Raw genomic sequence first — 22,501 nt, forward strand, 5'->3', positions numbered from 1 at the left:
CGTTTACCCGTTTTTCTTTTCCAGTGCCTTACGAAAACACCACTTTACCGGCGTTTCCGTTCGAATTTGATGCCTGACATGATGGCTTCGAACGCGTCTTTCTCGTCGCGGTTGATTCGCGCGCCATTGTCGGCGATGTCGAAAACGGCCTTGTCCTCGTTCTGGCTGCGGCTTGTGCGGTTGCGCTCTTCGGCGGCTTGCGCCAGCCGATATGTCAGCGCCTCATCGGCCAGATCAGACAACTCCTCTGCCGCTTCGGCAATTTCAGCATCCAACCCCCGGAGCGCTTTGATCTTTGCGAGTTCCTCGGCCAGCGTCATCTCGGCCTTTTCTACGTCGCCCGGTTTGTACACACAGGGGATCACTGCGACATGGCGAAGGGCCAGCAGGTTTTCAAGGGGTTCCGGTCCCAAAGCTGCGACAATATGATCTTTAATGTTGTCCGGATCATCAACCGCATGTCGCAACAAGACATCTCTCATGGCATTTAGTTCGGGATCCAAGCATGTCATTTCGTCGATCTGAATTTCGAACTGCACCACCAAAGCAGGCGTCAATATAGCAACTGCAAGAATGACACTTTCACGGAGCCGAATAGCAGCGCTGTTGTCGTTAGCAGCCAAGAAGGAAGTGCGTGCACCCTGTGTAGGTCCGGCAGTTTTGCGATCCCTTTCCCGATTGGATTTCCAATTTTTTACAGGGAACTTTTTCTGAGAGCGGTAAAAACGAAAAAGTAGATCCCGGATCTCCTGCCGATAGTGATTTCGTATCGACTTATCTCGGATTAACTTGATCTTCTCCCAAAGCGCTTTGTCCAATGCAGATCTGCGTTCTGGGCTATCAAAAACCTTGCCCTCAGTCTCGCGCTGCCACAGCAGCTTCACCATCGGAATGGCACCGTCCAGAACTGATCGAACTGCCCCTGCGCCTTCGGCGCGCAGCAAATCGTCAGGGTCCTTGCCTTCAGGCATTAGCGCAAAGCGCAGTGACTTACCCGCCTCCAGCAACGGCAATGCCAAGTCGACCGCCCGCATCGCCGCGCGCAGACCAGCGGTATCGCCATCCAAAGCGATGATCGGCTCGTCTGAGATGCGCCACAGCAGTTGCAACTGATGCTCGGTGATCGCCGTTCCCAGCGGTGCGACCGATGCGCCGAACCCGGCCTCGGCCAGCGCGATTACATCCATATACCCTTCGGCAACGATCAAAGGCTGTCCCTTGCCCGCGGCTTGTCGCGCCGGCCCGTGGTTGTACAGGCTGCGCCCCTTGTCGAACAATTCCGTCTCGGGCGAGTTCAGGTACTTGGCGTTGTCATTCGGGTCCATCGCCCGACCACCAAAAGCGATACACCGCCCACGCGGGTCGCGGATCGGATACATGATTCGGTTGCGGAAGGTGTCGTAGGGCTTTTTGCCCTTGTTTGAGGGCTTTGCCAAACCAGCCCCAAGGATCAGATCCTCGGCTACGTTTTTGCCGCGCAGATGATCCCATAGCGCCTGCCAACCGTCCGGAGCAAAGCCGATCTCCCACCGCTCCAGTGCTTCGGCCTTCAGCCCACGACGCGACAGGTAATCGCGCGCGTCCGCCCCTGCCCCGGTTTTGAGCTGCAAGCGAAAGAACTGCACCGCCTGCTCCATCACGTCAGCCAGCTGCGAGCGATGATCCTGCTTTTCTTGCGCCTTGGGGTCACGAGCGGGCATGGGCATCCCGGCCTCTCGCGCCAATATCTCGACCGCTTCAATGAACGAGACATTCTCGGTCTCTTTCACAAAACTGATTGCGTCGCCCTTGGCGTGACATCCGAAGCAGTAATAGAACCCCTTCTGGTCGTCGACGTGAAACGAAGCCGTTTTTTCATGATGGAATGGGCATGGCGCCCACATATCGCCCTTGCCCTGATTGGACTTGCGCGGATCCCAGATGACTTTGCGCCCGACGACCTGAGACAGGCTCAGACGGGTACGCAGTTCATCCAGAAATCCGGGGGGCAATGACATTTTTAGAACCTGCCAGAAATGAAAACGCGCGCCAAGGGGATGGCGCGCTTATCCACAAGGAAATGGGCTGGCTGTGGATTACTGCTGCAAGCACAGCTCCAACCAGGCCGCGCCCAAGTCCTTTTTCCGCACGTCGCGCATCTTTTGTTCGTAAACCCACGGAGTGATCAGCGGTATCGCGGCATTGTAGTTTTCGGGCCATGTCGGGCTGCTCTCGGCCACGGCCTGCGCGACATCGCGTTCCTTCACGCGATCCAACCTCGCCTTCTGAATCGCGGCAACAACATCAGCCTGATATTTACAGCTTTGCTCTTTGGTCTCTTGGGCAGCCACAGGACTGGCTAACAGAGCCGCGACGAGCGCGATACGCAACATGGAAAACCCCCGGAATCATTTCTTCAGCCGCAGCTTACCCCCGAGCGCTGACGCCTTCCATCGCCCTTTTCAAATCGTGAACCAGAGTTTCTGCCATGGATCGAAAAACCATGATCTGAAACGCGCTTTCCCCGACCCGAGTGATCGAGGCCGTCATATGAAACAGCAGGCTGCGCGCGGTATGGCCGCGTTTGAACTGCGCCGCCCTCAGATCCACGGGAACCAGCCGGGCCAAAACAGCCTCGACCCCGTCACCTTCGATGCGAACAATGGCCCATGCATCGGATTGATCCACTAAGGCGGCGTGTTTTGGCAACGCGGCATCCGGTGTCGGTCCAATCAGCACGGCGTGCGCACGACCAAACCACACGGCGCGCGCACCGGCGTTTCCGGTCGCACGATTGGCCGCAGGATAGGTCATCCCATGCGCTTTCTTCATCGCGTCAGACAGTGCTTTTGCCTGCCCTTTAAAGGGAGAGATCGAGTGAACAGAACCAGCATCCACCTCGCTCAGCGTCACGGAACCCACGGTCAACGGAAGCAGCCCTTCACAGGGCGATTTGGCTATCAGTTTATCCACGAACACGCCCTCCTTCCGGGTCAAAGAAGACCGGGTTCACCACTTCACACAGAGTTGTCACACCACGCAAATGGTCCACCATCTTGATGACTTCTCCATACCGTTCCGGACCGTCTGCCAGAAAACCCAAGCCCAGCATCGTTTCCAGCGTCGGCGAGTAGCAGACCGATGTGATGTATCCCTGATCGTTGGTCCGCACCGGTTCTGCCTCTTCGTTGTAAAGATGCGCCCCGGCCAGTAACTGCTTGCTTTCGCCGATGGGCTTCAAACCTACCAACCGTTCTCGCCCAGCCTCTTCCAGACCCGGTCGTTCGGACATGGTCTTGCCGATACAATCCTTCTTTTGCGAGACCATCCGCCCCATGCCGATGTCGTAAGCCGTGGTGCGCCCATGGATTTCGGCATGAGTAATAAAGCCCTTCTCGATCCGCAGAACGTTCAGCGCTTCCATCCCGTAAAGTCCCCCGCCCAGCGCCTCGGCACGTCTGGTCAGAATGTCGAACATGCTGGCGCCATAGCGGGCAGGCACGGCAATTTCATAGGCATGCTCACCCGAGAACGAGATGCGGAACAATCGACCCGGAACGCCCATTACATCAATTGCTCCACAGGCCATGAACGGCCAGCTTTCATCGTCAATGGGCTGGTCCAGCAGACCGTTCAGCAACTCACGGGATTTCGGCCCGGCGACCGCAAACTGAGCCCACTGCTCGGTGACCGAGGTGAACGACACATCCAGGTCCGGTCGCAACCCCTGATGCACGAACTCCAAGTGCTTCATCACGTCGCCTGCGCCGGCGGTTGTGGTTGTCATCACGTAGTGTGTCTCACCCAATCGCGCGGTTGTGCCGTCGTCCATGACATACCCGTCCTCACGCAGCATCAGACCATAGCGGACGCGGCCCACCTTCAGGGTCGAGAACATGTTGGTGTAGACGAAATCCAGAAAAGCACCGGCGTCCGGACCCTGAATGTCGATTTTGCCCAGGGTCGAAACGTCACAAACGCCGACCGCCTGGCGCACCAAGTTGACCTCACGGTCGCAGGATTGCCGCCAGGTGGTCTCTCCCGCCTGGGGGAAATAGCTGGGGCGATACCACAGCCCAGCCTCGATCATCGGCGCATTCCGCGCGACCGAGGCCTTGTGCGAGGTGGTAAACCGCTGCGGTTTGAAGCCTGCCCCCTCGGCCCCTGCACCCAATGCGGCAATGGCCATGGGCGAGTACGGGGGGCGGAACGTGGTCGTCCCGGTTTCCGGAATCCCACGCCCGGTCGCGTCCGCCAGAACGGCCAGCGCAGCAACGTTCGAGTTCTTGCCCTGATCTGTCGCCATGCCCTGCGTGGTGTAGCGCTTCATGTGCTCGACAGACCGGAAATTCTCGGTCGCTGCCTGTTTGACATCTTTGACCGTGACATCGTTCTGGAAATCCAGCCACGCCCGCCCCTTGCCCGGAACAGCCCAAAGCGGCGAGATCTCGTACGGCGTGTCGTCTGCCTCGGGGTACTCCGTCTTGGGAGCTTTCATTCCCAGTTCGGCCAATGAGTTTTCCGCAGCCGCGATCCCTTCCCCAAGGCATGCAGCGGTCGAGAACGATCCGTAGCACGCCCCGGCCGTGACCATCCCGGGCACTGCGCCCGGCGTTGGGACAAAGGCGGCGATGTCGCGCTGCCAGGTCGGACGGCCATTCATATGACATGTCAGGTGAACCGACGGGTTCCAGCCCCCGGTCATGGCAAGGCAGTCAGTATGAATGCGATCCTCTCCGCTGGCGCGACGCACCGTGATTGCCTCCAGCCCCTTCCCGCCCGAACTGCCACAGACCTGCGCGCCCCGCAGAACCTGATAATCATCCGACAGTGGCGCATCGTGGCGGCTGTCGATTACGGCCGCGACATGGACCCCGGCCTCAAGCAGATCACGTGCCGTTCGGTGAATGTCATCGTTGTTGCCAAAGATCGTGACGTTCCGTCCCGGGCTAACGCCCCAGCGGTTCAGATAGGCCCGCACAGCACCCGCGTTCATGATCCCCGGTCGGTCATTGTCGCGGAACGCCACCGGACGTTCCAGTGCACCAGCAGCCAGAACCGACCGCTTTGCCGCGATCCGCCAATAGGTCTCAAGCGGTGCGCCATTCGGGCGGCGATCGGTGTGGTGCAGGACCCGTTCAAGCGCGGCAAAGGTGCCCTGATCGTATGCCCCCGTCACAGTGGTGCGGGTCATCAGGCGGACGTTGTCCATGACCTGAAGCTCGGACAGAACGTCTTCTGCCCAAACATGACCCGGTTTGCCGTCGATTTCGTAGGTTTCAGCCAGAAGCCGCCCGCCCATACGGGCGTTTTCATCCGCCAGAATGACATCCGCCCCGGCGCGTCCGGCCACCAAAGCCGCCATCAGACCCGCGGGGCCCGCTCCGATGATCAGTAGATCACAAAAGGCATAAGCGCTTTCGTACTTGTCGGTATTGTCCTGCCCGGACAGCGCACCAAGCCCGGCTGCACGCCGAATAACGGGCTCATAGAGCTTTTCCCAAAAGCTTTTGGGCCACATGAAGGTCTTGTAATAGAACCCTGCCCCCAGAAACGGGGCCGCAAGGTCATTGACCGACATCAGGTCAAACCCAAGACTGGGCCAGCGATTCTGGCTGCGCGCCTCAAGCCCCGGATAGATTTCCTGCATCGTCGCGCGCATGTTCGGCTCTTGCGCGCCGCCATTGCCGACGGTCACGAGCGCGTTTGGTTCTTCGCTGCCGGCCGTCAACACGCCACGAGGGCGGTGATATTTGAATGACCGTCCCATCAGGCGCACCTCATTGGCCAACAAGGCCGAGGCCAGAGAATCCCCACGGAAGCCGGTATAGCTGACACCGTCAAAGACAAACGGCACCGTTTCAGTGCGGTCAATCAGACCTTTGCCGTCGATCCTCATGAACGCTCCTCCGACGCCAGTTGCGTCCCTAGCATTTCGTGTGTGACCGTATCGCGGGTCACGACAACCCAGGCACCACAGCCACCCTCGTGGTACCAAAGCTCACGCGTGGGACCCGCTGGGTTTTCCCGCGAATAGACAAAGTCGTCCCAGGCATCCGTTCCGGCATCAGGTGCCGGTCTTTCCAGATCCACAGCAGCGCCGCGATAATAGAACTCGCGCCGATCCCGCTCACCGCAATGTGGACAGGTGATCCTCATGACCGCGCTCCCAATTTCACTGTCTTAGAAATACTCGACACCGGTATCGCCCCACCTCAATGCAGATTGTGCTGAGAGCCCTTGCCCTCTTCATCAATGATCCCGCGCCCGGTGCGGAATCGATCCAGCCGGAACCCCGTGGCGTTCTCGTGATATCGGTCGGTCGCAATCAGATGGGCGAAGACATTGCCCGATCCGGGCACGGCCTTGAAACCTCCGTAGTTCCAGCCGCAATTCAGGTAGAGCCCGTCAATATGCGTCTTGTCGATGATCGGAGAGCCATCCGGCGACATGTCCATTATCCCTCCCCAGGATCGCAGCACCCGCGCCTTGCCGATCATCGGCATCAGGGCCATCCCGGCCTCCATGACATTTTCCACTGTCGGCAGGTTGCCCCGCGCCGCGTAGGAGGCGTAGAAATCCAGATCGCCGCCAAAAACCAGACCGCCTTTGTCGGATTGGCTGATGTAGAAATGTCCCATGCCAAAGGTCACGACATGGTCGATGCAGGGCTTGAGCCCCTCGGTCACGAAAGCCTGCAGTACGTGGCTTTCGATCGGCAAGCGCATCCCCGCCATTGCAGCCACCTGGCCTGACCGACCGGCGACAACCATCGCGACTTTCTTGGCCCGGATCGCCCCACGAGAGGTTTGCACACCGCGCACAACGCCGTTTTCGATATCGATACCCGTGACTTCACAGTTTTGAATCAGATCGACGCCACGCTGATCCGCCCCCCGTGCAAAACCCCAGGCGACCGCATCATGGCGCGCTGTTCCACCCCGAGGATGATACAGCCCGCCATACAGCGGGAACCGCAGGTCGTTGTAATTCAGGTAGGGCAGCATCTCGCGCAATTCGTCACGGCTCAGAAGGATCGCGTCATCGCCCTGGCTGATCATCATGTTGCCCCGACGCGCCGCCGCATCGCGTTGCCCGTCCGAATGGAACAGATTGATGATACCCCGCTGCGAGTGCATCACATTGTAGTTCAGATCTTCTTCCAACCCCTCCCACAACTTCAAGGAATGCGAATAGAATTCTGAATTTCCTTGCAAAAAGTAATTTGCGCGAACGATGGTCGTATTGCGCCCGACATTACCACCACCGATGTAGCCACGCTCCAGCACAGCCACATTGGTCAGCCCGTGCTCTTTGGCCAGATAGTATGCGGTGCTGAGCCCGTGGCCGCCGCCTCCGATTATGACGATGTCATATTCAGCCTTTGGCTCGGGGTCACGCCAATGCGGCGTCCAACCTTTGTTACCGGTCAGACCTTCCTTGAGGACTCGCAAGCCGGAAAAGCGCATTCAAACCTCCCTGCAGGTGTGTCGGCATCGAACCAACTGTGACCAGCAGTAACAATGTCCTCGGGGCGTTCCGCAACCGTTTTCGACCCAGACTTGTCTGTGCGCGACGTAATTTGGCGGAAACACACGATCACAGCGTACTTCAGAAATGCAGCTGAAAGACTTCGAGGTCATTTGTCGCGGAATCCGACAAGACCGCAAATGCCAGTCCAACCTTCAGGTTCGGATTAATGGCTCAGGGCCTCTTGCAGATAACCTGGGTAAATCCTTCAGAACCGCAGGCGTGCCTTTCGCAGTCCGACCGCAGCTGATGCGAAGCGACAACACTGGCACCATTGACCAACACAAATAAAAAGGGAGCGCTTACCCGTATGTCGCCCATAACTTCCCACAGGTGTTTTCCCGACAGGCCAAAATTGTGGAAAACCGGTCATAGCAGACCAAAGCGTCCGCGAAAGCTCCGCCTTTAAGCCTGTGGATGGCGCCTCTAAGCCCATAACCCGGTTTGTGGCGAAATCTCCGCCACCCAACCAGAAGGCGGTCGTGATCCAGTTAGGTTGGTGCACAACTGCAATGGGGTATAGGCCGATATGGTCACTGCTTATTGGGAGAACTTCACCCGCCCTGATCCCTCAGCTACATCATGGTGCCTACAGGAAGAACGGCAATCGGACCAATGAACCTGGCCCGACCACCTGTTTTTGGTTCCGATCAGAGTCCTTTGGCGCGATAGCTTTTCGCCACTCTGTCGATGGCGACGATATACGCAGCAGTGCGCAAATCCTCGACATCAGCACGGTCATGCCAGACCTCGCTCATGGATTGATAGGCAATCCGCATGGTGTCATCGAGACCGGACCGCACCAGCTCGAGTTCGCCTGCGCCTTTGAGGTATTTCGCCTTGAAATCCGGTGACATCGACCACGCATCGCCCAGATAACGGTCCAGCCGTTCAAGTTCGCTGACGATCAATTCATGCCGCGCTTCTTCCTGACGACGTTGCATACGACCAAAGCGGATATGGCTCAGGTTCTTGACCCATTCGAAATAGGATACGGTCACACCGCCGGCGTTGGCATACATATCGGGAATGATCACCGTGCCCTTTTTGCGCAAAATCTCGTCCGCGCCGGCCGTGACGGGGCCATTCGCCGCCTCGATGATCAGCGGAGCCTTGATCCGTTCGGCGTTGGACAGGTTGATCACCCCTTCCAGTGCCGCGGGGATCAGGATGTCGCACTCAGCCTCTAGTACCGTGGCGCCATCTGCCGAATGCGTGGCGTCGGGATAGTCCTTGACCCCGCCATGTTTGACGATCCACTGGCGGACGGCTTCGACATCTATGCCGTCCGGATTGTAAAGGGCGCCATCCCATTCGATGATACCGATGATGCGCGAGCCGTCTTCCTCGCTCAGGAACTTTGCGGCGTGATAACCCACGTTGCCCAGCCCCTGAACAACGATCCTTTTGCCGTCGAGTTTACCTGACAATCCAGCCTTCTTGACGTCCTCAGGATTACGGAAGAATTCGCGCAGCGCGTATTGAATACCTCGGCCGGTGGCTTCGACCCTGCCTGCAATCCCTCCGGCGTTCAACGGTTTGCCGGTAACACAGGCCCGTGCATTGATATCCGTCGTGTTCATGCGCGCGTACTGGTCGGCAATCCAGGCCATCTCGCGCTCGCCCGTGCCCATATCGGGGGCTGGAACGTTCTGAGACGGGTTGATCAGGTCGCGTTTGGCCAGTTCGTAGGCAAAACGGCGCGTGATCTGCTCCATCTCATGTTCTTCATATTGGCGCGGGTCTATACACAATCCGCCTTTCGAACCACCAAACGGAGTTTCGACCAGCGCACATTTATAGGTCATCAGGGCTGCCAGCGCCTCGACCTCATCCTGGTTCACGGCAAGCGCGAAACGGATACCACCCTTGACCGGCTCCATATGTTCGGAATGAACGGAACGATAACCGGTAAATGTGTGTATCTGCCCCCGCAGCCGCACACCGAACCGCACTGTGTATGTTGCATTGCAGACCCGGATTTTTTCCTCAAGGCCCGGCGGTAGGTCCATCAGGGACGCTGCCCTGTTGAACATCAGATCAACACTTTCGCGAAAGCTGGGTTCTTTGATGCCGGTCATAAATTCCTCCGTGTCGGCGAATGACAAACGTCATGACTTTTTGTCGCACCACTGTCACGAAGCCGCAATCACCAATTGCACGTTTTTTCATCATTTTATGAACAACGCGTTTCCAGCTTCGAATGAGTCGCATGCGAAATTTCAGGCTGCAATTGTCAATTCCTTCGAAACAAACGCGCCAAAACTGGTGTTACTAAAGCCGTTTTTCACGCGAAATGAGCAATATAGCGGCCATAGCGCCCAAATCTCGCCATGATCCACGTCTAAATTATTAACCTTGCAGAGAACTGGTTCCGGGACACCCGGTCGGCAGAGGAATGCGTTATGAATAACTCTGATTGGAAGTCGAAATTTATCAAATTGCGCCGCTCAAATTCAAGCTCGCGGCACCTTCACAGGTTTGCTGGCTCGGAAGACGGGTCCATGACGATCCTGGCGTTGTTTCTGTTTATTATCGTCTTTACCACCGCCGGCTTTGCAGTAGACATGATGCGATATGATCGGGAACGGGTAAAACTGCAATACGCCCTGGACCGCGCTGTGCTCGCTGCAGCGGACCTTGACCAGGACCTGTGCCCCAGAGACGTGGTCAAAGATTACCTGAGCAAGGAAAACCTGGATCAATACCTTGTCGGTGAGATCAAGGTCGAGCCTGAGACATGCGGTTCGGCCGCTGTCAGGCTTCAAGGTAAACGCCGGGTTGAAGCCAGCGCTGAAATGAATGTGCAGACGCACTTTATGCAGTGGAGCGGTGTTGAAACACTGGGAACCACGGCCACCAGTGTTGCCGAGGAATCGATTGGTAACGTTGAAATTTCCCTGGTTCTGGACGTCTCGGGTTCGATGCGTGGGACAAAGCTGACCAATCTCAAGAAGGCGGCCAACGATTTTATTGACGAAATGACAACCAAATCCGAAGACGGAAAGCTGTCCATTTCGATCATCCCCTATTCCGAGCAGGTTTCGGTTCCGAAGTACTTTTTTGACGCATTGAATACGATTGGTGGAAACGAACGAGCCAACTGCGTTGATTTCGAGAGCCCCCATTTCTCGACGATGAATTTCGATTCCTATGACATCGTTGATCCCGACACCGGTGCCATCATCCGCAAAGGCACCTACGTCAACCAAACACTGCATTTCAGAGACAATGGCAGCAACGACTACAGATCCAGCAATGGGCTGGTGTACAGCGACATTTGCCGCAAAGAAACGTCGACCGATCAGCGTGAAATGGCGATCATGCAGAAAGACGCCAACACACTGAAAAACAAGATAACCAACATGCAGGCCAGTGGCTGGACGTCCATTGATGTAGGCCTGAAGTGGGGTCTTACCCTATTAGACGACAGCGTTCAGCCGCTGATCGCGCAACTTCAGCATGGCGGCGCGCCGATCCCCAGCGAATTTGCCGTCCGTCCCGGACGAAACAAAACCTCCGACACGTTGAAGGTTCTGGTTTTGATGACCGACGGGGAAAACACCCGACAGCATAAAGTGAATCCACCATTTAACAACGGTGATTCAAACATCTTCTGGAATGCAGGCTGGAACAACTATTCAGTGTACGACCCTGAAAACAACCGCTTTGGCTGGCCAGACGTCAGGGTTACAGTACGGCACAGCAACGGCAGTCGCTGGACAAGAGACTACTACCAGGATCATGCCTTCGGCCACGGAACATATCGCCGTTACTATTGCACCAGCTATTATGACGGCAGATGCCACAGCGTTAACACCAACTACTACTATTTGGAAAGCGAAGGCGGCACTCCGGTTGAGCTAAAATGGCCGGATGTCTGGGCCCACACAGAAAAAAACGCCATCTATAACATGCTGAACCATACATATGGTTACGCGCGTGCAGAGGAATGGTGGGACGACTCCACAACCGAACTGCGTCAGTGGAACAAGGACCCGCGCGTGGATTCACTTTGTGCAAAGGCGGAGCAGGAAGACATCCTCATCTTCACGATCGCGTTTGAAGCGCCCACTGGTGTGAAGCCGATGCTCAAGCGGTGCGCCGTGGAAGATGGCAGGTACTACGAAGCATCCGGCACACAAATCATAGGCGTGTTCGACTCGATCAGCTCGACCATTCAGAACCTGAGGTTGACCCAATGATGCGCGCGTTAAAAGGACGGTTGCGCCGGTTTCGTCGATCCGAAGACGGCAGCGCGACAACCATCGAGTTTGTATTTTGGTTCCCTTTCTTCATTTACGTCACATGGTCGGGCATCGATCTGGGCATGATGTCATTCAGCCACGCAAATCTTGAACGGGCATTGGATGAAACGATAAGAGAGGTCCGCCTGAATAGACTTCCTGCAGGTGAAACCGAGTGGAACCATGACCTGTTGAAGAGAATGGTTTGCGACAGAACACATCATGTTCCCAATTGCTCGCGCGATCTGGCTCTGGAAATGAAATCTGTCGACCCTCGTGTCGGCAATCAGCTGGCGGCGGACGCTTACTGCGTCGATCGGGCGGAAGATATCGCTAAAGAGAGAGAGATTGATTTTGATAGCGGAACCTCGAATGAACTGATGATCATTCGGGCCTGTCTTGAAGTCTCACCTCTTTGGGGTTTCACAATGATTGGCCGGGCTGCGCAGCAGGACCCCGATGGCCAGTGGGAACTGCATGCAACAACGGTGTTTGTGCATGAACCATTCGGCGGATCGACCAGCGTACCAGCAGGAGGGTCCTAAGTTGGCACACCGGCTGCAAAAAACTGCTCAGACAAGTAAACGCGGCGTTCAAGGCTTTTTGAAACGCTTTTTTCACCGGGAACAGGGGGCAATTACGGTAGAAGCCGTTTTGGTTCTGCCGATGCTTTTCTGGTCGATTTTTGCGACCTACACGTTCTATGACGGCTACCGTCAAAGTGCACGCAGTATCAAGGCCGCATTTGCGGTTGCTGACGTCATATCGCGCGAGCGGAACATGGTGAACGCAGCCTATGTCGATACAATGCACGACCTAATTGAGACCATGGTTGCAACCCGTGCCCCTGTGTCCATGCGCATTACCTTTTTGACTTATCTGGACGCCTCAAAAACCCACGAAGTTCTGTGGTCCTGTGTCCGCGGCGCCAATTTCAATCCGTGGACAAACGCGGATGTCTCATCCATCAAGGACCACATCCCAACGATGCCCGACAACGGCAAGATGATCATCGTTGAGACCACAAACGAATATCGCGCCGCGTTCAATGGCATCAGCTTCGGGTTCGAGGATTTCACAATGGGCAACTTTGTGTTCACGCATCCGCGTGTCTTTGACAACATTGTCGCCAGCGATCCCTGCTGAGGGTTTATTCCCTTTCCAACAGCATTGCAGACAACATCTCGGACATGAACTTGGTTTCGGCGGCGGCAGTCATGCCGCCGATGCCAATGCGGCGCCCCACGCGCCACCACAATCCGGGGGCCCAGGCTTTCTTTCCCGCTACGCGCGTTGTCACCAGGAATCCGTTTGAAGGCTTGAACGCGAAGACCCCGCGTTCCACGGCCTCGATATCGTCGACTTTGCACACCACCCGGCCAGACCGGGTGCGCAACTCGGTCTTTGTCAGTTCGATGGCGTCCTGCGTGGCCAGCCACATACGCTGTGCCAGCCAGAACGATGCCACGCCGACACCGATCAGAAAAACTTGCCAACCCAATTCGGGTGGTGAAGCCAACGCCACATAAATCACCAGTATTCCAACTGTGGCCAGCATCCCTACCCCGGTCCAACGGCGAGGGCCCGAAGCCTCAACTCTGGCAAGCACCTCATCTTGCATGCAACTCTCCCGATTTTCGTCCTTCCATTAGCTGCTTTGCACACCAATGGACAGAGGTCTGAGCGCCTTTGCACAAAACCCGTGTATTGGCGCAAATTGATTGCATCCGCTCAAGCCATAGATTGCGATCAAACAAACAGGAGGCTGACATGTCCCTCAGACCGACACTGGAAACACGCCAGGCCGTACCGACGATGGAAGGCGCCGGTGTAAAACTGCACCGCGCCTTTGGGTTTCAGGATCCGTCCGAACTGGATCCGTTCCTGCTGTTCGACGATTTCAGAAACGATCGGCCCGAAGACTACAAAGCCGGTTTCCCATGGCATCCGCATCGGGGCATCGATACCATCACCTATGTTCTGTCCGGAACCGTAGAGCACAGCGACTCGTTGGGCAATCACGGCAGTCTAGGGGCCGGTGATGTTCAGTGGATGACCGCCGGGTCAGGCATACTGCATCAGGAGATGCCCACCGGCAACGCCTCCGGTCAGATGCATGGATTCCAGCTGTGGGGAAACCTGCCATCGGATCAAAAGATGACCGCACCGCGATATCAGGACGTCAAGAGTGCCGATATTCCGGAAATCACGGATGATGATGGCACCACTGTCCGCGTGATCGTCGGCGAGTTCTGGGGAAAGTCCGGGCCGGTTGACGGTATTGCGGCTGACCCTCAGTATCTGGACATTCAGATCCCCGCTGGCGTCAGGAAAACCTTCCCGATCGACACGTATCGCCGTGCCTTTGCCTATGTGTTTCAGGGTCAGGCGGCGTTCGCCGATGCCTCGCAACCTACGGGCGTGTTGTTGGAAAAGGAAATAGCCGGGCAAGAAGTCAACATCCGTGACATGTCAGGCGACCGGACGCTGGTCCGGTTCGGAACCGGGGATGAAATCACGGTGCAGGCCGGGCCCGAAGGCGTCCGCTTCCTGTTGATTTCGGGAGCCCCAATAAACGAACCCGTGGCCTGGCACGGACCGATTGTCATGAACACGCGATCCGAACTTGAACAGGCATTTCGCGAGCTTCGCAACGGAACGTTTATCCGACCAGCGCATTAAGCCATCGTTGCCGCCTGCCCTGTCAGGCGGCAACGGATTTACGCACCATGTCCCAATAGACCTGTTCAACCTGGTCCAGGGACAGCCGCCCCCCGGTTCGATACCAGGTCATGACACCGTTCAACATGGCGATCACCGCAAGCGTGGCAATCTTGGTGTCGGCGACAGAAAACTGACCGGTCTGCTGACCGTGACGCAAAATGCCTTCCAACGAGTCTTCGTAGCGGCGGCGCAAAGCCTCGATCTCGGCAAAGTTATCGGGCGTCAGGTTTCGCAGTTCCATGTAGGCGATAAAAACCTCGTCCGGTCGTTGCAGATGATAGCGGATGTGAAAGCTCACGAACTGGCGCAGGGCATTCTGCGGATCCTTTTGGTCCGCCAGATTTTCATAAGCCGCCAGCAGGTCCTGCATATGGTTCTGCATCAGTCGAAACAGAAGGCTTTGTTTGTCTGGTGTATAATTGTACAGCGCGCCGGCCTGCACGCCAACCTCGCTTGCGATTTGCCGCATGGAAACAGCGGCATAGCCTTGCCGGGCAAACAGTGAAAGCGCCGCCTCGCGGATGCGGGGGCCGGTGATGTCGGAATGTGAACCTTGGGTACGCGCCATGGTTTCACTGTATATGAACAGATGTTCAGATAGAACCCCGCTTGAACCACAACGGCAAAAGGTGCATCACGGATCGCAGATCCCAACTCGAAGGCCAATGATGAAGCCACTTTTGATGATACCGTTGCTTGTCATCTGTTCAGCATGCACTGACATTCCCGAGTTGGAAGGCAGCGAGACACCTTCCCTGCGCAATGCGCCCTATCCCGAACTCATTCCGCTGGACGATAATCTGGGTCCGCCGGTCGATCCCGTAAATGAAGCTGAGGAAATCGAAAAAGACTTGGCGGATCGAAGCGAAGCGCTGGCACAAAAGGCCGAGGCACTGCAGAACGCTGAGACCAATTAAGGACAGTCCACCAAATCCAAACGATTGTGCAGCCCGAGACGGATTGCGCCCAAGTCCTGAACCCGCTAAGGCAGCCGACAAAGGACAACTCGTCCTCATCGGCAAATCGAGCGGAAAGGATCCCACGGAATGACACAGGCGCTGCGGCTTGGAATTGCGGGTTTGGGAACCGTTGGTGTGGGCGTGGTCAGGATCGTTCGCCGCCATGCCGATCTGCTGCAGGCCCGGACGGGACGCGCAATTGAAATCGTTGCTGTATCGGCGCGCGATCCGAAAAAAGACCGTGGCGTCAGTCTGACCGATTACGCGTGGGAGACCGATCCCGTCGCGCTGGCCAAACGGGATGATATTGACGCCTTTGTCGAACTGATGGGGGGTGAAAATGGCCCCGCGAAAGCATCGGTTGAAGCCGCGCTGGCAAGCGGCAAAGACGTAGTTACCGCCAACAAGGCTCTACTGGCCGTTCACGGCCAGGATTTGGCCGAACAGGCCGAGGCCGCGGGGCGCGTCATCCGGTTCGAGGCCGCCGTTGCCGGAGGCATTCCCGTCATCAAATCTCTGACCGAAGGTCTGGCGGGCAACGACGTCACCCGCGTAATGGGAGTGATGAATGGCACCTGCAACTATATCCTGACCCGGATGCAGTCACAGGAGTTGGGCTACAATGCCCTGTTCGAGGAATGTGCGCAGCTTGGGTATCTTGAAGCTGACCCAAACCTTGACGTTGGCGGAATTGATGCCGCGCACAAACTGGCTCTGTTGTCGTCAATTGCGTTCGGAACCAAACCAAATTTTGATGGCATCCAGATCGAGGGCATCCAGCACATCAGTCTGGACGACATTCATCAGGCTGCCGACATGGGTTACCGCATTAAACTGCTGGGCGTAGCACAGCGCACCGCCCGAGGGCTTGAACAGCGGATGCAGCCTTGTCTGGTTCCCAGTGACTCGCCGCTGGGGCAGCTCGAAGGCGGCACCAATATGGTCGTGATCGAGGGCGACTCGGTCGAACAGATCGTTCTGCGCGGCCCTGGCGCGGGCGAAGGGCCCACGGCCAGCGCCGTGATGGGCGACGTCTGCGATCTGGCGCGCGGTCTGCAAATCCCGACTTTTGGACGCCCCGCCACGTCCCTGCAGGATGTTCCGCCCGCTCAGACTGGTCTGCCGGCCCCCTACTATTTGCGGTTGAGCTTACTGGACAAGCCCGGCGCACTGGCCAAGGTGGCCGCGATTTTGGGCGATGCTGGTGTGTCTATCGACCGGATGCGCCAATACGGTCACACGGAAAGCACCGCGCCTGTACTCATCGTGACCCACAAAACCACGCGCTCGACACTGGATCACGCGCTGAGCGGGCTGCGCGACACAGATGTGGTCGCCGGAGAACCCGTCGCCCTGCGCATCGAACAGGTCTGAACGCTTGCAGCCTGCCATACGGGCAGGCTATGCCGGAATAAACGTCTTCGCTGACCAAAGGATTACGGAACATGAACGCTGCCAAGATCGATTTCAACGACCGTCTGCTGTCTCTGGGGCTGGCAAGAGTGGCGGAACAGGCCGCACTGGCCTCGGCATCGCTGGTCGGCCGAGGTGATGAGAAAGCCGCCGATCAGGCAGCCGTGAACGCGATGCGCGAGCAGTTGAACCTGCTGGACATAGAAGGCGTTGTCGTCATCGGCGAAGGAGAACGCGACGAAGCGCCGATGCTATATATCGGTGAAGAGGTTGGCACCGGGAATGGACCGGGTGTTGACATCGCTCTGGATCCGCTGGAAGGCACGACGCTGACCGCCAAAGACATGCCCAACGCGCTGACCGTGATTGCGATGGGCCCCCGCGGTTCAATGCTGCACGCGCCTGACGTCTATATGGACAAACTGGCCATCGGGCCTGGCTTTCCTGAAGGTGTCGTCAACCTGGACATGAGCCCGCGCGAGCGGGTGGAAGCGCTGGCCAAGGCCAAAGGCTGCGAGCCTAAGGACATTACAGTCTGCATTCTGGAACGTCCCCGCCACGAGGCGATGATCGCCGAGGTGCGCGAAACCGGCGCTTCGATCCGTCTGATCACCGACGGTGACGTGGCTGGTGTCATGCACTGTGCCGAAAGCGAAGCAACCGGCATTGACATGTATATGGGCCAGGGCGGCGCGCCCGAGGGCGTTCTGGCTGCGGCAGCTTTGAAATGCATGGGCGGGCAGATTTCTGGCCGTCTGCTGTTCCGTAATGATGACGAACGCGGTCGCGCGGCCAATGCCGGGATCACCGATCTGGATCGCGTCTATTCGCGCGATGAGATGGTGACCGCAGACGTTATCTTTGCCGCAACCGGTGTGACCGGCGGCTCGCTGTTGCCCCGCATCAAGCGCGAGCCGGGTTGGGTCGAGACGACGACGCTGCTGATGCGATCCAAGACCGGCTCGGTCCGGCGCATGTCCTATCGCACGCCGACCTGGCCGCACGACAACGCTTAACGGCTTGCGCCGCTGCCTTCGGCAAGAGTATTTGTGAAAAGATGAAGGCCGGGTCCGGAAGGGTCCGGCCTTGTACGTGAAGGGGGACAGATTGGGCTTTTTGGGTGTTGAGCAATCGTTGACCGGACGGCGCTGGGTTGGCCCAACGTCTGAGGTGGAACGCGCGGCGGATATGATGGCGCAACAGACCGACTTGCCCCACGCGGTGTGTCAGGTGCTGGCACGGCGGGGCGTTCCGCCGATGGAGGCGCGCGGTTTTCTGGACCCAAAGCTGAAGGAGTTGCTGCCCGACCCGCGCGCGATGAAGGACATGGAAGCCGCTGCAACGCGGTTCCTGAAAGCTGTGCGACAGCGGCAACGGATCGCTGTATTCGCCGATTATGACGTCGACGGCGGCAGTTCGGCGGCCCTGCTGCTGGTCTGGCTGAGACAGATGGGCATACAGGCGACCCTGTACGTACCGGACCGAATTGACGAAGGCTATGGCCCCAACGTTCCAGCCATGAAGGAATTGGCTGCGACTCACGATCTGATCGTCTGCGTCGATTGCGGCACGCTGAGCCATGAACCTATCGCCGCCGCCGAGGGCGCGGACGTGATCGTACTGGACCACCATCTTGGAGGGGAAATACTGCCGGAATGTGCCGCCGTGGTGAACCCGAACCGTCAGGACGAAAGCGGTGATCTGGGCTATCTCTGCGCTGCCGGAGTGGTGTTCCTTATGCTGGTCGAAGCTGGACGACAATTGCGCGAGGACGGCGTAAAAGGCCCCGATCTGATGGCCCTGCTGGATCTGGTTGCGTTGGCTACCGTGGCCGACGTTGCACCGCTGATCGAGGCCAACCGGGCGCTGGTACGGCAGGGCCTGAAAGTAATGGCAAAGCGCCAGCGCCCCGGGTTGGTGGCCCTGTCCGACGTTGCACGGATGGATACGGCCCCCAACAGCTATCATCTGGGATTTCTGCTGGGTCCGCGCGTGAATGCCGGCGGGCGGATCGGGCAGGCCGATTTGGGCGCACGGTTGCTGAGCACGGATTCACCGTCTGAGGCGCAAGCCCTGTCCGAAAGACTGGACGCGCTGAACACAGAACGTCGCGACATCGAAAACGTCGTGCGCGCCGCAGCGCTGGAACAGGCCGAGGAACGCGGATTGGATGCGCCTCTGGTCTGGGCTGCCTGCGAGGGCTGGCACCCGGGCGTCGTCGGAATCGTCGCGTCTCGCCTTAAGGAGTCCGCCAACCGTCCGGCGATAGTCATAGGCTTCGACGGCGACGAAGGGAAAGGTTCGGGCCGTTCCGTGTCCGGCGTTGACCTTGGCGCATCGATCCAGCGACTTGCGGCCGAGGGGCTGCTGGTCAAGGGCGGTGGCCACAAGATGGCGGCCGGGTTGACCGTAATGCGCGCTCAGCTTGAACCCGCGATGAATCGCTTGTCCGAGTTGCTCGCCAAACAAGGCGCGGGTGACCGAGGCCCCGCCGACCTGAAGCTGGACGGAGCCCTGATGCCGGGCGCAGCGACGGTCGATCTGATCGAACAGATCGAACAGGCCGGGCCCTTTGGTGCCGGCGCCCCTGCCCCGCGGTACGCCCTGCCAGATCTTCAGGTTCGCTTCGCGAAACGGGTGGGCGAGTCGCATCTGAAACTCACTCTGTCCGACGGGATGAGCAGCGGTCTGGACGCAATCGCCTTTGGCGCGTTCGATGGGCCGATGGGGGATCGGCTGTCCAACCACGGCGGCGCACGGTTTCACTTTGCTGGTCGGCTTGAGGTGAATTCCTGGGGTGGCAGGCAGACGGTACAGCTTCGGCTTGAGGACGCGGCCGAGGCGAATTGACCCGATTGCGCGCCCGGTGGACAAGGGATCAAAAAAGTTTCACAACCTTGCATTTTTCGGCTTGCGGGGCTGTGGTGTAATCCGTACAAGGCGCTCCACAAGCCAGCGTGGCCCGTTCGTCTATCGGTTAGGACGCCAGGTTTTCAACCTGGAAAGAGGGGTTCGATTCCCCTACGGGCTGCCACTTGTCTTGAACCGGATACCAAGTGGCCCGTTCGTCTATCGGTTAGGACGCCAGGTTTTCAACCTGGAAAGAGGGGTTCGATTCCCCTACGGGCTGCCATTTTTTTCCTGATGACAAGCTGCTGCGTTGAGATGCCGACCTAGCAAACGAAATGGCCTGTCTGGACGTCGTGATGTGGCGATAGGTTCTATCCAGGATATGGTTGTCACGTCGTAATTGTAGCCTCTGCCCGACGACCGCAGCCTGCTGAATGATACAACTCCATTTCTCCGGCCTCAGACGATCCTGCTTATCAGTGAAACGGTCAAATCGGTCAGCACGTGCATACTTGCAGGATCAGAAAGACCCCAAAGAAAAAAGCCCCGGTCGAGATTGGCCGGGGCTTTTTCGTTTTGTGGGAGCAGACTATTCGTCCCCACTCTGCAAACTGTTCGGATCGAAGACATTTCCGAACCCGCTGTTTCCGGATGGCTGCTGTTCGGTGTCCGAAGCTCCGTCGTCACCATCCCCGCTGAGCGTGTTTGGCGCGAAGACGTTACCGAAACCGGAGTTGTTGGACTCCGCAGGGGCCGGTGTGTCCTTTTCCTCGGTTCCGGGCCGCAGATCGTCAGGGTCGAACACACCTTCAAAGCGGCGCTGGCGGCGCTCTTCGCGCTCGCGGCGCAACTCTTGGATGCGCTGTTCGGCCTCCAGCTGCTTCTGCTCGCGGACGTCGGCGATGCACTGACCCGGGTTGTAGGCCGTCGCCGTGCCCACCACGGTGATGGTCGCCACGGCAAACACGACCACAAGAACCGCCGCCGTGTTGCCGGCGAAGAAACTGGGCAGCTTGATCTTGCCGGCCAGCTCCTCGACGGTCGCCTGCTTGCGCGCTGCCGCGACCAGTTCCTGACGCTTCAGCTTGGCTTCGTTCAGCAGAGCGAAAAACACCGTCAGCGCCACGATGATGAAGGCCAGCGCCGAGATCGCGGGCGTGATGCCATAGCGCACCTTCTGTGCCAGTTCGATCGTCAGCGTCGGATATTCACCAAAGGTGAAGGTGGTGGTGTTGTAGTTCTCGAACGAGGCCAGAAACGCCAGCACCGCAGCCGAAGCTATCGCCGGGCGCATGAACGGCAACAGGATCTTGCGGAACGCCTGAGCGTGCGTCGCTCCCAGATCCAGTGCCGCCTCGGTCAGGGCGATGTCATACCGTTGCAGGCGCGCCACCAGCACCAGCATGCAGTAGCTGGCGATAAAGGTGGACTGACCGATCACCGTCAGGAAGATACCGTTCGACAGCACGCTGTCCGCGCCCAGCCCCAGCATCCGGTTGATCCGGTCCCAGAACACCAGTGTCGAGATACCCAGAACCACGCCGGGGATCAGGATCGGAGCGATGATAATCGTGTAGTAGGTTGCGCGCAGCTTGGGCCAGATCTGGGTCAGCATCAATGCGCCCGCCAGCCCCATCGCCACCGACAGGATCACCGTCCCGGCACCAACGATTACCGAGTTCTTGATGCCGTTCAGGATACGCTGATCGCGGAAGAGCTCACCAAACCACTCGAATGTCAGGCATTCCCAAGGGCTCATCCGTGGAAAGACGGACGAGTTGAAGGCGGTGACTGACATGATCACCAGCGGCCCCAGCAGATACAGGAAGAAGATCGCCAGATAGACCCAGATGCTAATACGGAGGAAGGAATTGTTCATTTCCCGATATCCCCCATGTTCACCTTGAACAGGCGCATCACTGCCAGCACGAACAGGATACAGGTCACCAGAAGCACGATGGCGTAGGCGGCCCCCTGCGGCCAGTCATTATTGTCGTTGAACTGCTGATAGATCAGCTGCGTGAACCAAAGAGACGAGGGCCCGCCGAGAATTTGTGGCGCGGCCAGCGCACCGGCGCTGAGCATGAAGACCATGGTACAGCCCGAGCTGATCCCCGGTTTGGCATAGGGTATGACCACCCGCCAGTGAATCCGCCACCAAGGCGCACCCAGATCCCGCGCTGCCTCGATCTGGTTTCCGTCCAGGCTTTCGATCACGTTGTACATCGGGAAGATCATCAGCAGGATGTAGGCATAGCCCAGACCGGCATAGAGCGCGATGTCGTTGCGGATGAAGTCGAACGGCGTGTCCCAGATACCTAGCCCCATGAACAACGTGTTCAAAACGCCCGTTTCTCCAAAGATGATGCGCAGGGCAAATGCGCGCAGAATCTCGTTGATCCAGTACGGAATGATCAGCATGATCGCAAAGATGCGGATGTGGCTGCCCTTGGACTGCCCCAGGTAATAGGCGATCGGATAACAGATGATCAGGTTGAAGATTGTCACGCAGACCGCGGCCAGCAGCGTGCGGAAGAACACCCGCAGGTCAACCACGTTGTAATCCTGACCGCCGCCCTCGGGGCCGTAGATCAGGTATTTGTAGTTCTCCAGCGTATAAACGTCCTTGGGCCCGCCGATCTCGGGCGGCGGCAGGTTCGGACGGAACGAGAAGTCAAGCATCGACAACTGCGGCAGGATGATCAGGCCGATGGTCCAGAACAGGACAAGGCCCAGGATCGCCAGCCCCATACCGGTGCCGTTGCGGTTGAAGAAGTCTTTCAGAAATCGGGGCATTTG

At 57.9% G+C, this 22,501-nt stretch carries 19 protein-coding genes and 2 tRNA genes; 10 read left to right on the forward strand and 11 right to left on the reverse strand.

Annotation, left to right across the window (positions count from 1 at the left end; genetic code table 11):
• Positions 1–44: 44 nt before the first annotated feature.
• From dnaG to AC2TDJ_RS15005, 7 genes are all read right to left on the reverse strand, one after another.
• The gene (dnaG, locus tag AC2TDJ_RS14975) at positions 45–1,997 is read right to left on the reverse strand and encodes a DNA primase (RefSeq protein ID WP_480843292.1); all 1,953 of its coding nucleotides are present in this window, start codon (positions 1,995–1,997) and stop codon (positions 45–47) included.
• A 78-nt stretch (positions 1,998–2,075) separates the two neighbouring features.
• Positions 2,076–2,372 carry a hypothetical protein gene (locus AC2TDJ_RS14980; protein ID WP_480843294.1) on the reverse strand — a complete coding sequence of 99 codons (297 nt, stop codon included), beginning with the start codon at positions 2,370–2,372 and terminating at the stop codon, positions 2,076–2,078.
• A gap of 34 nt (positions 2,373–2,406) precedes the next feature.
• On the reverse strand, positions 2,407–2,952 hold the full coding sequence (locus AC2TDJ_RS14985; RefSeq protein ID WP_480843296.1) for a sarcosine oxidase subunit gamma: 546 nt from the start codon (positions 2,950–2,952) through the stop codon (positions 2,407–2,409).
• Positions 2,945–5,878, reverse strand: a complete 2,934-nt coding sequence (locus AC2TDJ_RS14990; RefSeq protein WP_480843298.1) for a sarcosine oxidase subunit alpha family protein — start codon at positions 5,876–5,878, stop codon at positions 2,945–2,947. The genes AC2TDJ_RS14985 and AC2TDJ_RS14990 overlap by 8 nt, the downstream gene beginning before the upstream one ends.
• The gene (locus AC2TDJ_RS14995; protein ID WP_480843300.1) at positions 5,875–6,138 is read right to left on the reverse strand and encodes a sarcosine oxidase subunit delta; all 264 of its coding nucleotides are present in this window, start codon (positions 6,136–6,138) and stop codon (positions 5,875–5,877) included. The genes AC2TDJ_RS14990 and AC2TDJ_RS14995 overlap by 4 nt, the downstream gene beginning before the upstream one ends.
• A 56-nt stretch (positions 6,139–6,194) precedes the next feature.
• Positions 6,195–7,448 (reverse strand): sarcosine oxidase subunit beta family protein, encoded by a 1,254-nt coding sequence (locus AC2TDJ_RS15000; protein WP_480843302.1) that lies wholly within the window; start codon positions 7,446–7,448, stop codon positions 6,195–6,197.
• Positions 7,449–8,159: 711 nt separating this feature from the next.
• Positions 8,160–9,590 (reverse strand): Glu/Leu/Phe/Val family dehydrogenase, encoded by a 1,431-nt coding sequence (locus AC2TDJ_RS15005; RefSeq protein ID WP_480843304.1) that lies wholly within the window; start codon positions 9,588–9,590, stop codon positions 8,160–8,162.
• 423 nt (positions 9,591–10,013) lie between these two features.
• Between AC2TDJ_RS15005 and AC2TDJ_RS15010 the strand changes: the two genes are divergently transcribed.
• From AC2TDJ_RS15010 to AC2TDJ_RS15020, 3 genes are read left to right on the forward strand one after another with little or no spacing between them, the layout of a single operon-like run.
• On the forward strand, positions 10,014–11,714 hold the full coding sequence (locus AC2TDJ_RS15010; RefSeq protein WP_480843306.1) for a Tad domain-containing protein: 1,701 nt from the start codon (positions 10,014–10,016) through the stop codon (positions 11,712–11,714).
• Positions 11,711–12,301: a TadE/TadG family type IV pilus assembly protein gene (locus AC2TDJ_RS15015; RefSeq protein WP_480843308.1), complete on the forward strand. Its 591-nt coding sequence runs from the start codon at positions 11,711–11,713 to the stop codon at positions 12,299–12,301. The genes AC2TDJ_RS15010 and AC2TDJ_RS15015 overlap by 4 nt, the downstream gene beginning before the upstream one ends.
• Positions 12,302–12,359: 58 nt before the next feature.
• Positions 12,360–12,902, forward strand: coding sequence for a TadE/TadG family type IV pilus assembly protein (locus AC2TDJ_RS15020; RefSeq protein ID WP_480843310.1), 543 nt, complete (start codon positions 12,360–12,362; stop codon positions 12,900–12,902).
• Positions 12,903–12,906: 4 nt separating this feature from the next.
• On the opposite strand, the gene AC2TDJ_RS15025 is transcribed toward AC2TDJ_RS15020, so the two are convergent.
• Positions 12,907–13,377, reverse strand: a complete 471-nt coding sequence (locus AC2TDJ_RS15025; protein WP_480843311.1) for a hypothetical protein — start codon at positions 13,375–13,377, stop codon at positions 12,907–12,909.
• Positions 13,378–13,526: 149 nt separating this feature from the next.
• Here AC2TDJ_RS15025 and AC2TDJ_RS15030 point away from each other — a divergent pair, with 149 nt between their 5' ends.
• A complete protein-coding gene (locus AC2TDJ_RS15030; protein WP_480843313.1) occupies positions 13,527–14,438 on the forward strand; it encodes a pirin family protein in 912 nt (303 codons plus the stop codon).
• 22 nt (positions 14,439–14,460) lie between these two features.
• Here AC2TDJ_RS15030 and AC2TDJ_RS15035 read toward each other — a convergent pair whose 3' ends face one another.
• Positions 14,461–15,048, reverse strand: coding sequence for a TetR/AcrR family transcriptional regulator (locus AC2TDJ_RS15035; protein WP_480843315.1), 588 nt, complete (start codon positions 15,046–15,048; stop codon positions 14,461–14,463).
• 115 nt (positions 15,049–15,163) lie between these two features.
• On the opposite strand from AC2TDJ_RS15035, the gene AC2TDJ_RS15040 reads away from it, so the two are divergent.
• The 6 genes from AC2TDJ_RS15040 (at position 15,164) to AC2TDJ_RS15065 (ending at position 19,985) form a co-directional block, all read left to right on the forward strand.
• Complete coding sequence (locus AC2TDJ_RS15040; protein WP_480843317.1) at positions 15,164–15,397, forward strand: hypothetical protein; 234 nt, start codon at positions 15,164–15,166, stop codon at positions 15,395–15,397.
• Between the two features lie 129 nt (positions 15,398–15,526).
• Positions 15,527–16,813 (forward strand): homoserine dehydrogenase, encoded by a 1,287-nt coding sequence (locus AC2TDJ_RS15045; protein WP_480843319.1) that lies wholly within the window; start codon positions 15,527–15,529, stop codon positions 16,811–16,813.
• Between the two features lie 71 nt (positions 16,814–16,884).
• Complete coding sequence (glpX, locus tag AC2TDJ_RS15050; RefSeq protein WP_480843321.1) at positions 16,885–17,868, forward strand: class II fructose-bisphosphatase; 984 nt, start codon at positions 16,885–16,887, stop codon at positions 17,866–17,868.
• Positions 17,869–17,959: 91 nt separating this feature from the next.
• Positions 17,960–19,702, forward strand: coding sequence for a single-stranded-DNA-specific exonuclease RecJ (recJ, locus tag AC2TDJ_RS15055; RefSeq protein ID WP_480843323.1), 1,743 nt, complete (start codon positions 17,960–17,962; stop codon positions 19,700–19,702).
• 109 nt (positions 19,703–19,811) lie between these two features.
• Positions 19,812–19,886, forward strand: a tRNA-Glu gene (locus tag AC2TDJ_RS15060).
• 24 nt (positions 19,887–19,910) lie between these two features.
• Positions 19,911–19,985: transfer RNA gene (locus AC2TDJ_RS15065), tRNA-Glu, on the forward strand.
• Positions 19,986–20,291: 306 nt separating this feature from the next.
• Here AC2TDJ_RS15065 and AC2TDJ_RS15070 read toward each other — a convergent pair.
• Positions 20,292–21,581, reverse strand: a complete 1,290-nt coding sequence (locus AC2TDJ_RS15070; RefSeq protein WP_480843325.1) for an ABC transporter permease — start codon at positions 21,579–21,581, stop codon at positions 20,292–20,294.
• Entirely contained in the window at positions 21,578–22,498 is a 921-nt protein-coding gene (locus tag AC2TDJ_RS15075; protein ID WP_480843326.1) for an ABC transporter permease, read from the reverse strand. The genes AC2TDJ_RS15070 and AC2TDJ_RS15075 overlap by 4 nt, the downstream gene beginning before the upstream one ends.
• Positions 22,499–22,501: the final 3 nt, after the last annotated feature.

This window comes from Ruegeria sp. HKCCD6647-2 (assembly GCF_057221075.1).

Coding starts and splice junctions, on each gene's coding strand:
- dnaG (WP_480843292.1), bottom strand. CDS start 1,997: ATGTCATTGCCCCCCGGATTTCTGGATGAACTGCGTACCCGTCTGAGC.
- AC2TDJ_RS14980 (WP_480843294.1), bottom strand. CDS start 2,372: ATGTTGCGTATCGCGCTCGTCGCGGCTCTGTTAGCCAGTCCTGTGGCT.
- AC2TDJ_RS14990 (WP_480843298.1), bottom strand. CDS start 5,878: ATGAGGATCGACGGCAAAGGTCTGATTGACCGCACTGAAACGGTGCCG.
- AC2TDJ_RS14995 (WP_480843300.1), bottom strand. CDS start 6,138: ATGAGGATCACCTGTCCACATTGCGGTGAGCGGGATCGGCGCGAGTTC.
- AC2TDJ_RS15000 (WP_480843302.1), bottom strand. CDS start 7,448: ATGCGCTTTTCCGGCTTGCGAGTCCTCAAGGAAGGTCTGACCGGTAAC.
- AC2TDJ_RS15005 (WP_480843304.1), bottom strand. CDS start 9,590: ATGACCGGCATCAAAGAACCCAGCTTTCGCGAAAGTGTTGATCTGATG.
- AC2TDJ_RS15010 (WP_480843306.1), top strand. CDS start 10,014: ATGACGATCCTGGCGTTGTTTCTGTTTATTATCGTCTTTACCACCGCC.
- AC2TDJ_RS15015 (WP_480843308.1), top strand. CDS start 11,711: ATGATGCGCGCGTTAAAAGGACGGTTGCGCCGGTTTCGTCGATCCGAA.
- AC2TDJ_RS15025 (WP_480843311.1), bottom strand. CDS start 13,377: ATGCAAGATGAGGTGCTTGCCAGAGTTGAGGCTTCGGGCCCTCGCCGT.
- AC2TDJ_RS15030 (WP_480843313.1), top strand. CDS start 13,527: ATGTCCCTCAGACCGACACTGGAAACACGCCAGGCCGTACCGACGATG.
- AC2TDJ_RS15035 (WP_480843315.1), bottom strand. CDS start 15,048: ATGGCGCGTACCCAAGGTTCACATTCCGACATCACCGGCCCCCGCATC.
- AC2TDJ_RS15040 (WP_480843317.1), top strand. CDS start 15,164: ATGATACCGTTGCTTGTCATCTGTTCAGCATGCACTGACATTCCCGAG.
- AC2TDJ_RS15045 (WP_480843319.1), top strand. CDS start 15,527: ATGACACAGGCGCTGCGGCTTGGAATTGCGGGTTTGGGAACCGTTGGT.
- glpX (WP_480843321.1), top strand. CDS start 16,885: ATGAACGCTGCCAAGATCGATTTCAACGACCGTCTGCTGTCTCTGGGG.
- AC2TDJ_RS15070 (WP_480843325.1), bottom strand. CDS start 21,581: ATGAACAATTCCTTCCTCCGTATTAGCATCTGGGTCTATCTGGCGATC.
- AC2TDJ_RS15075 (WP_480843326.1), bottom strand. CDS start 22,498: ATGCCCCGATTTCTGAAAGACTTCTTCAACCGCAACGGCACCGGTATG.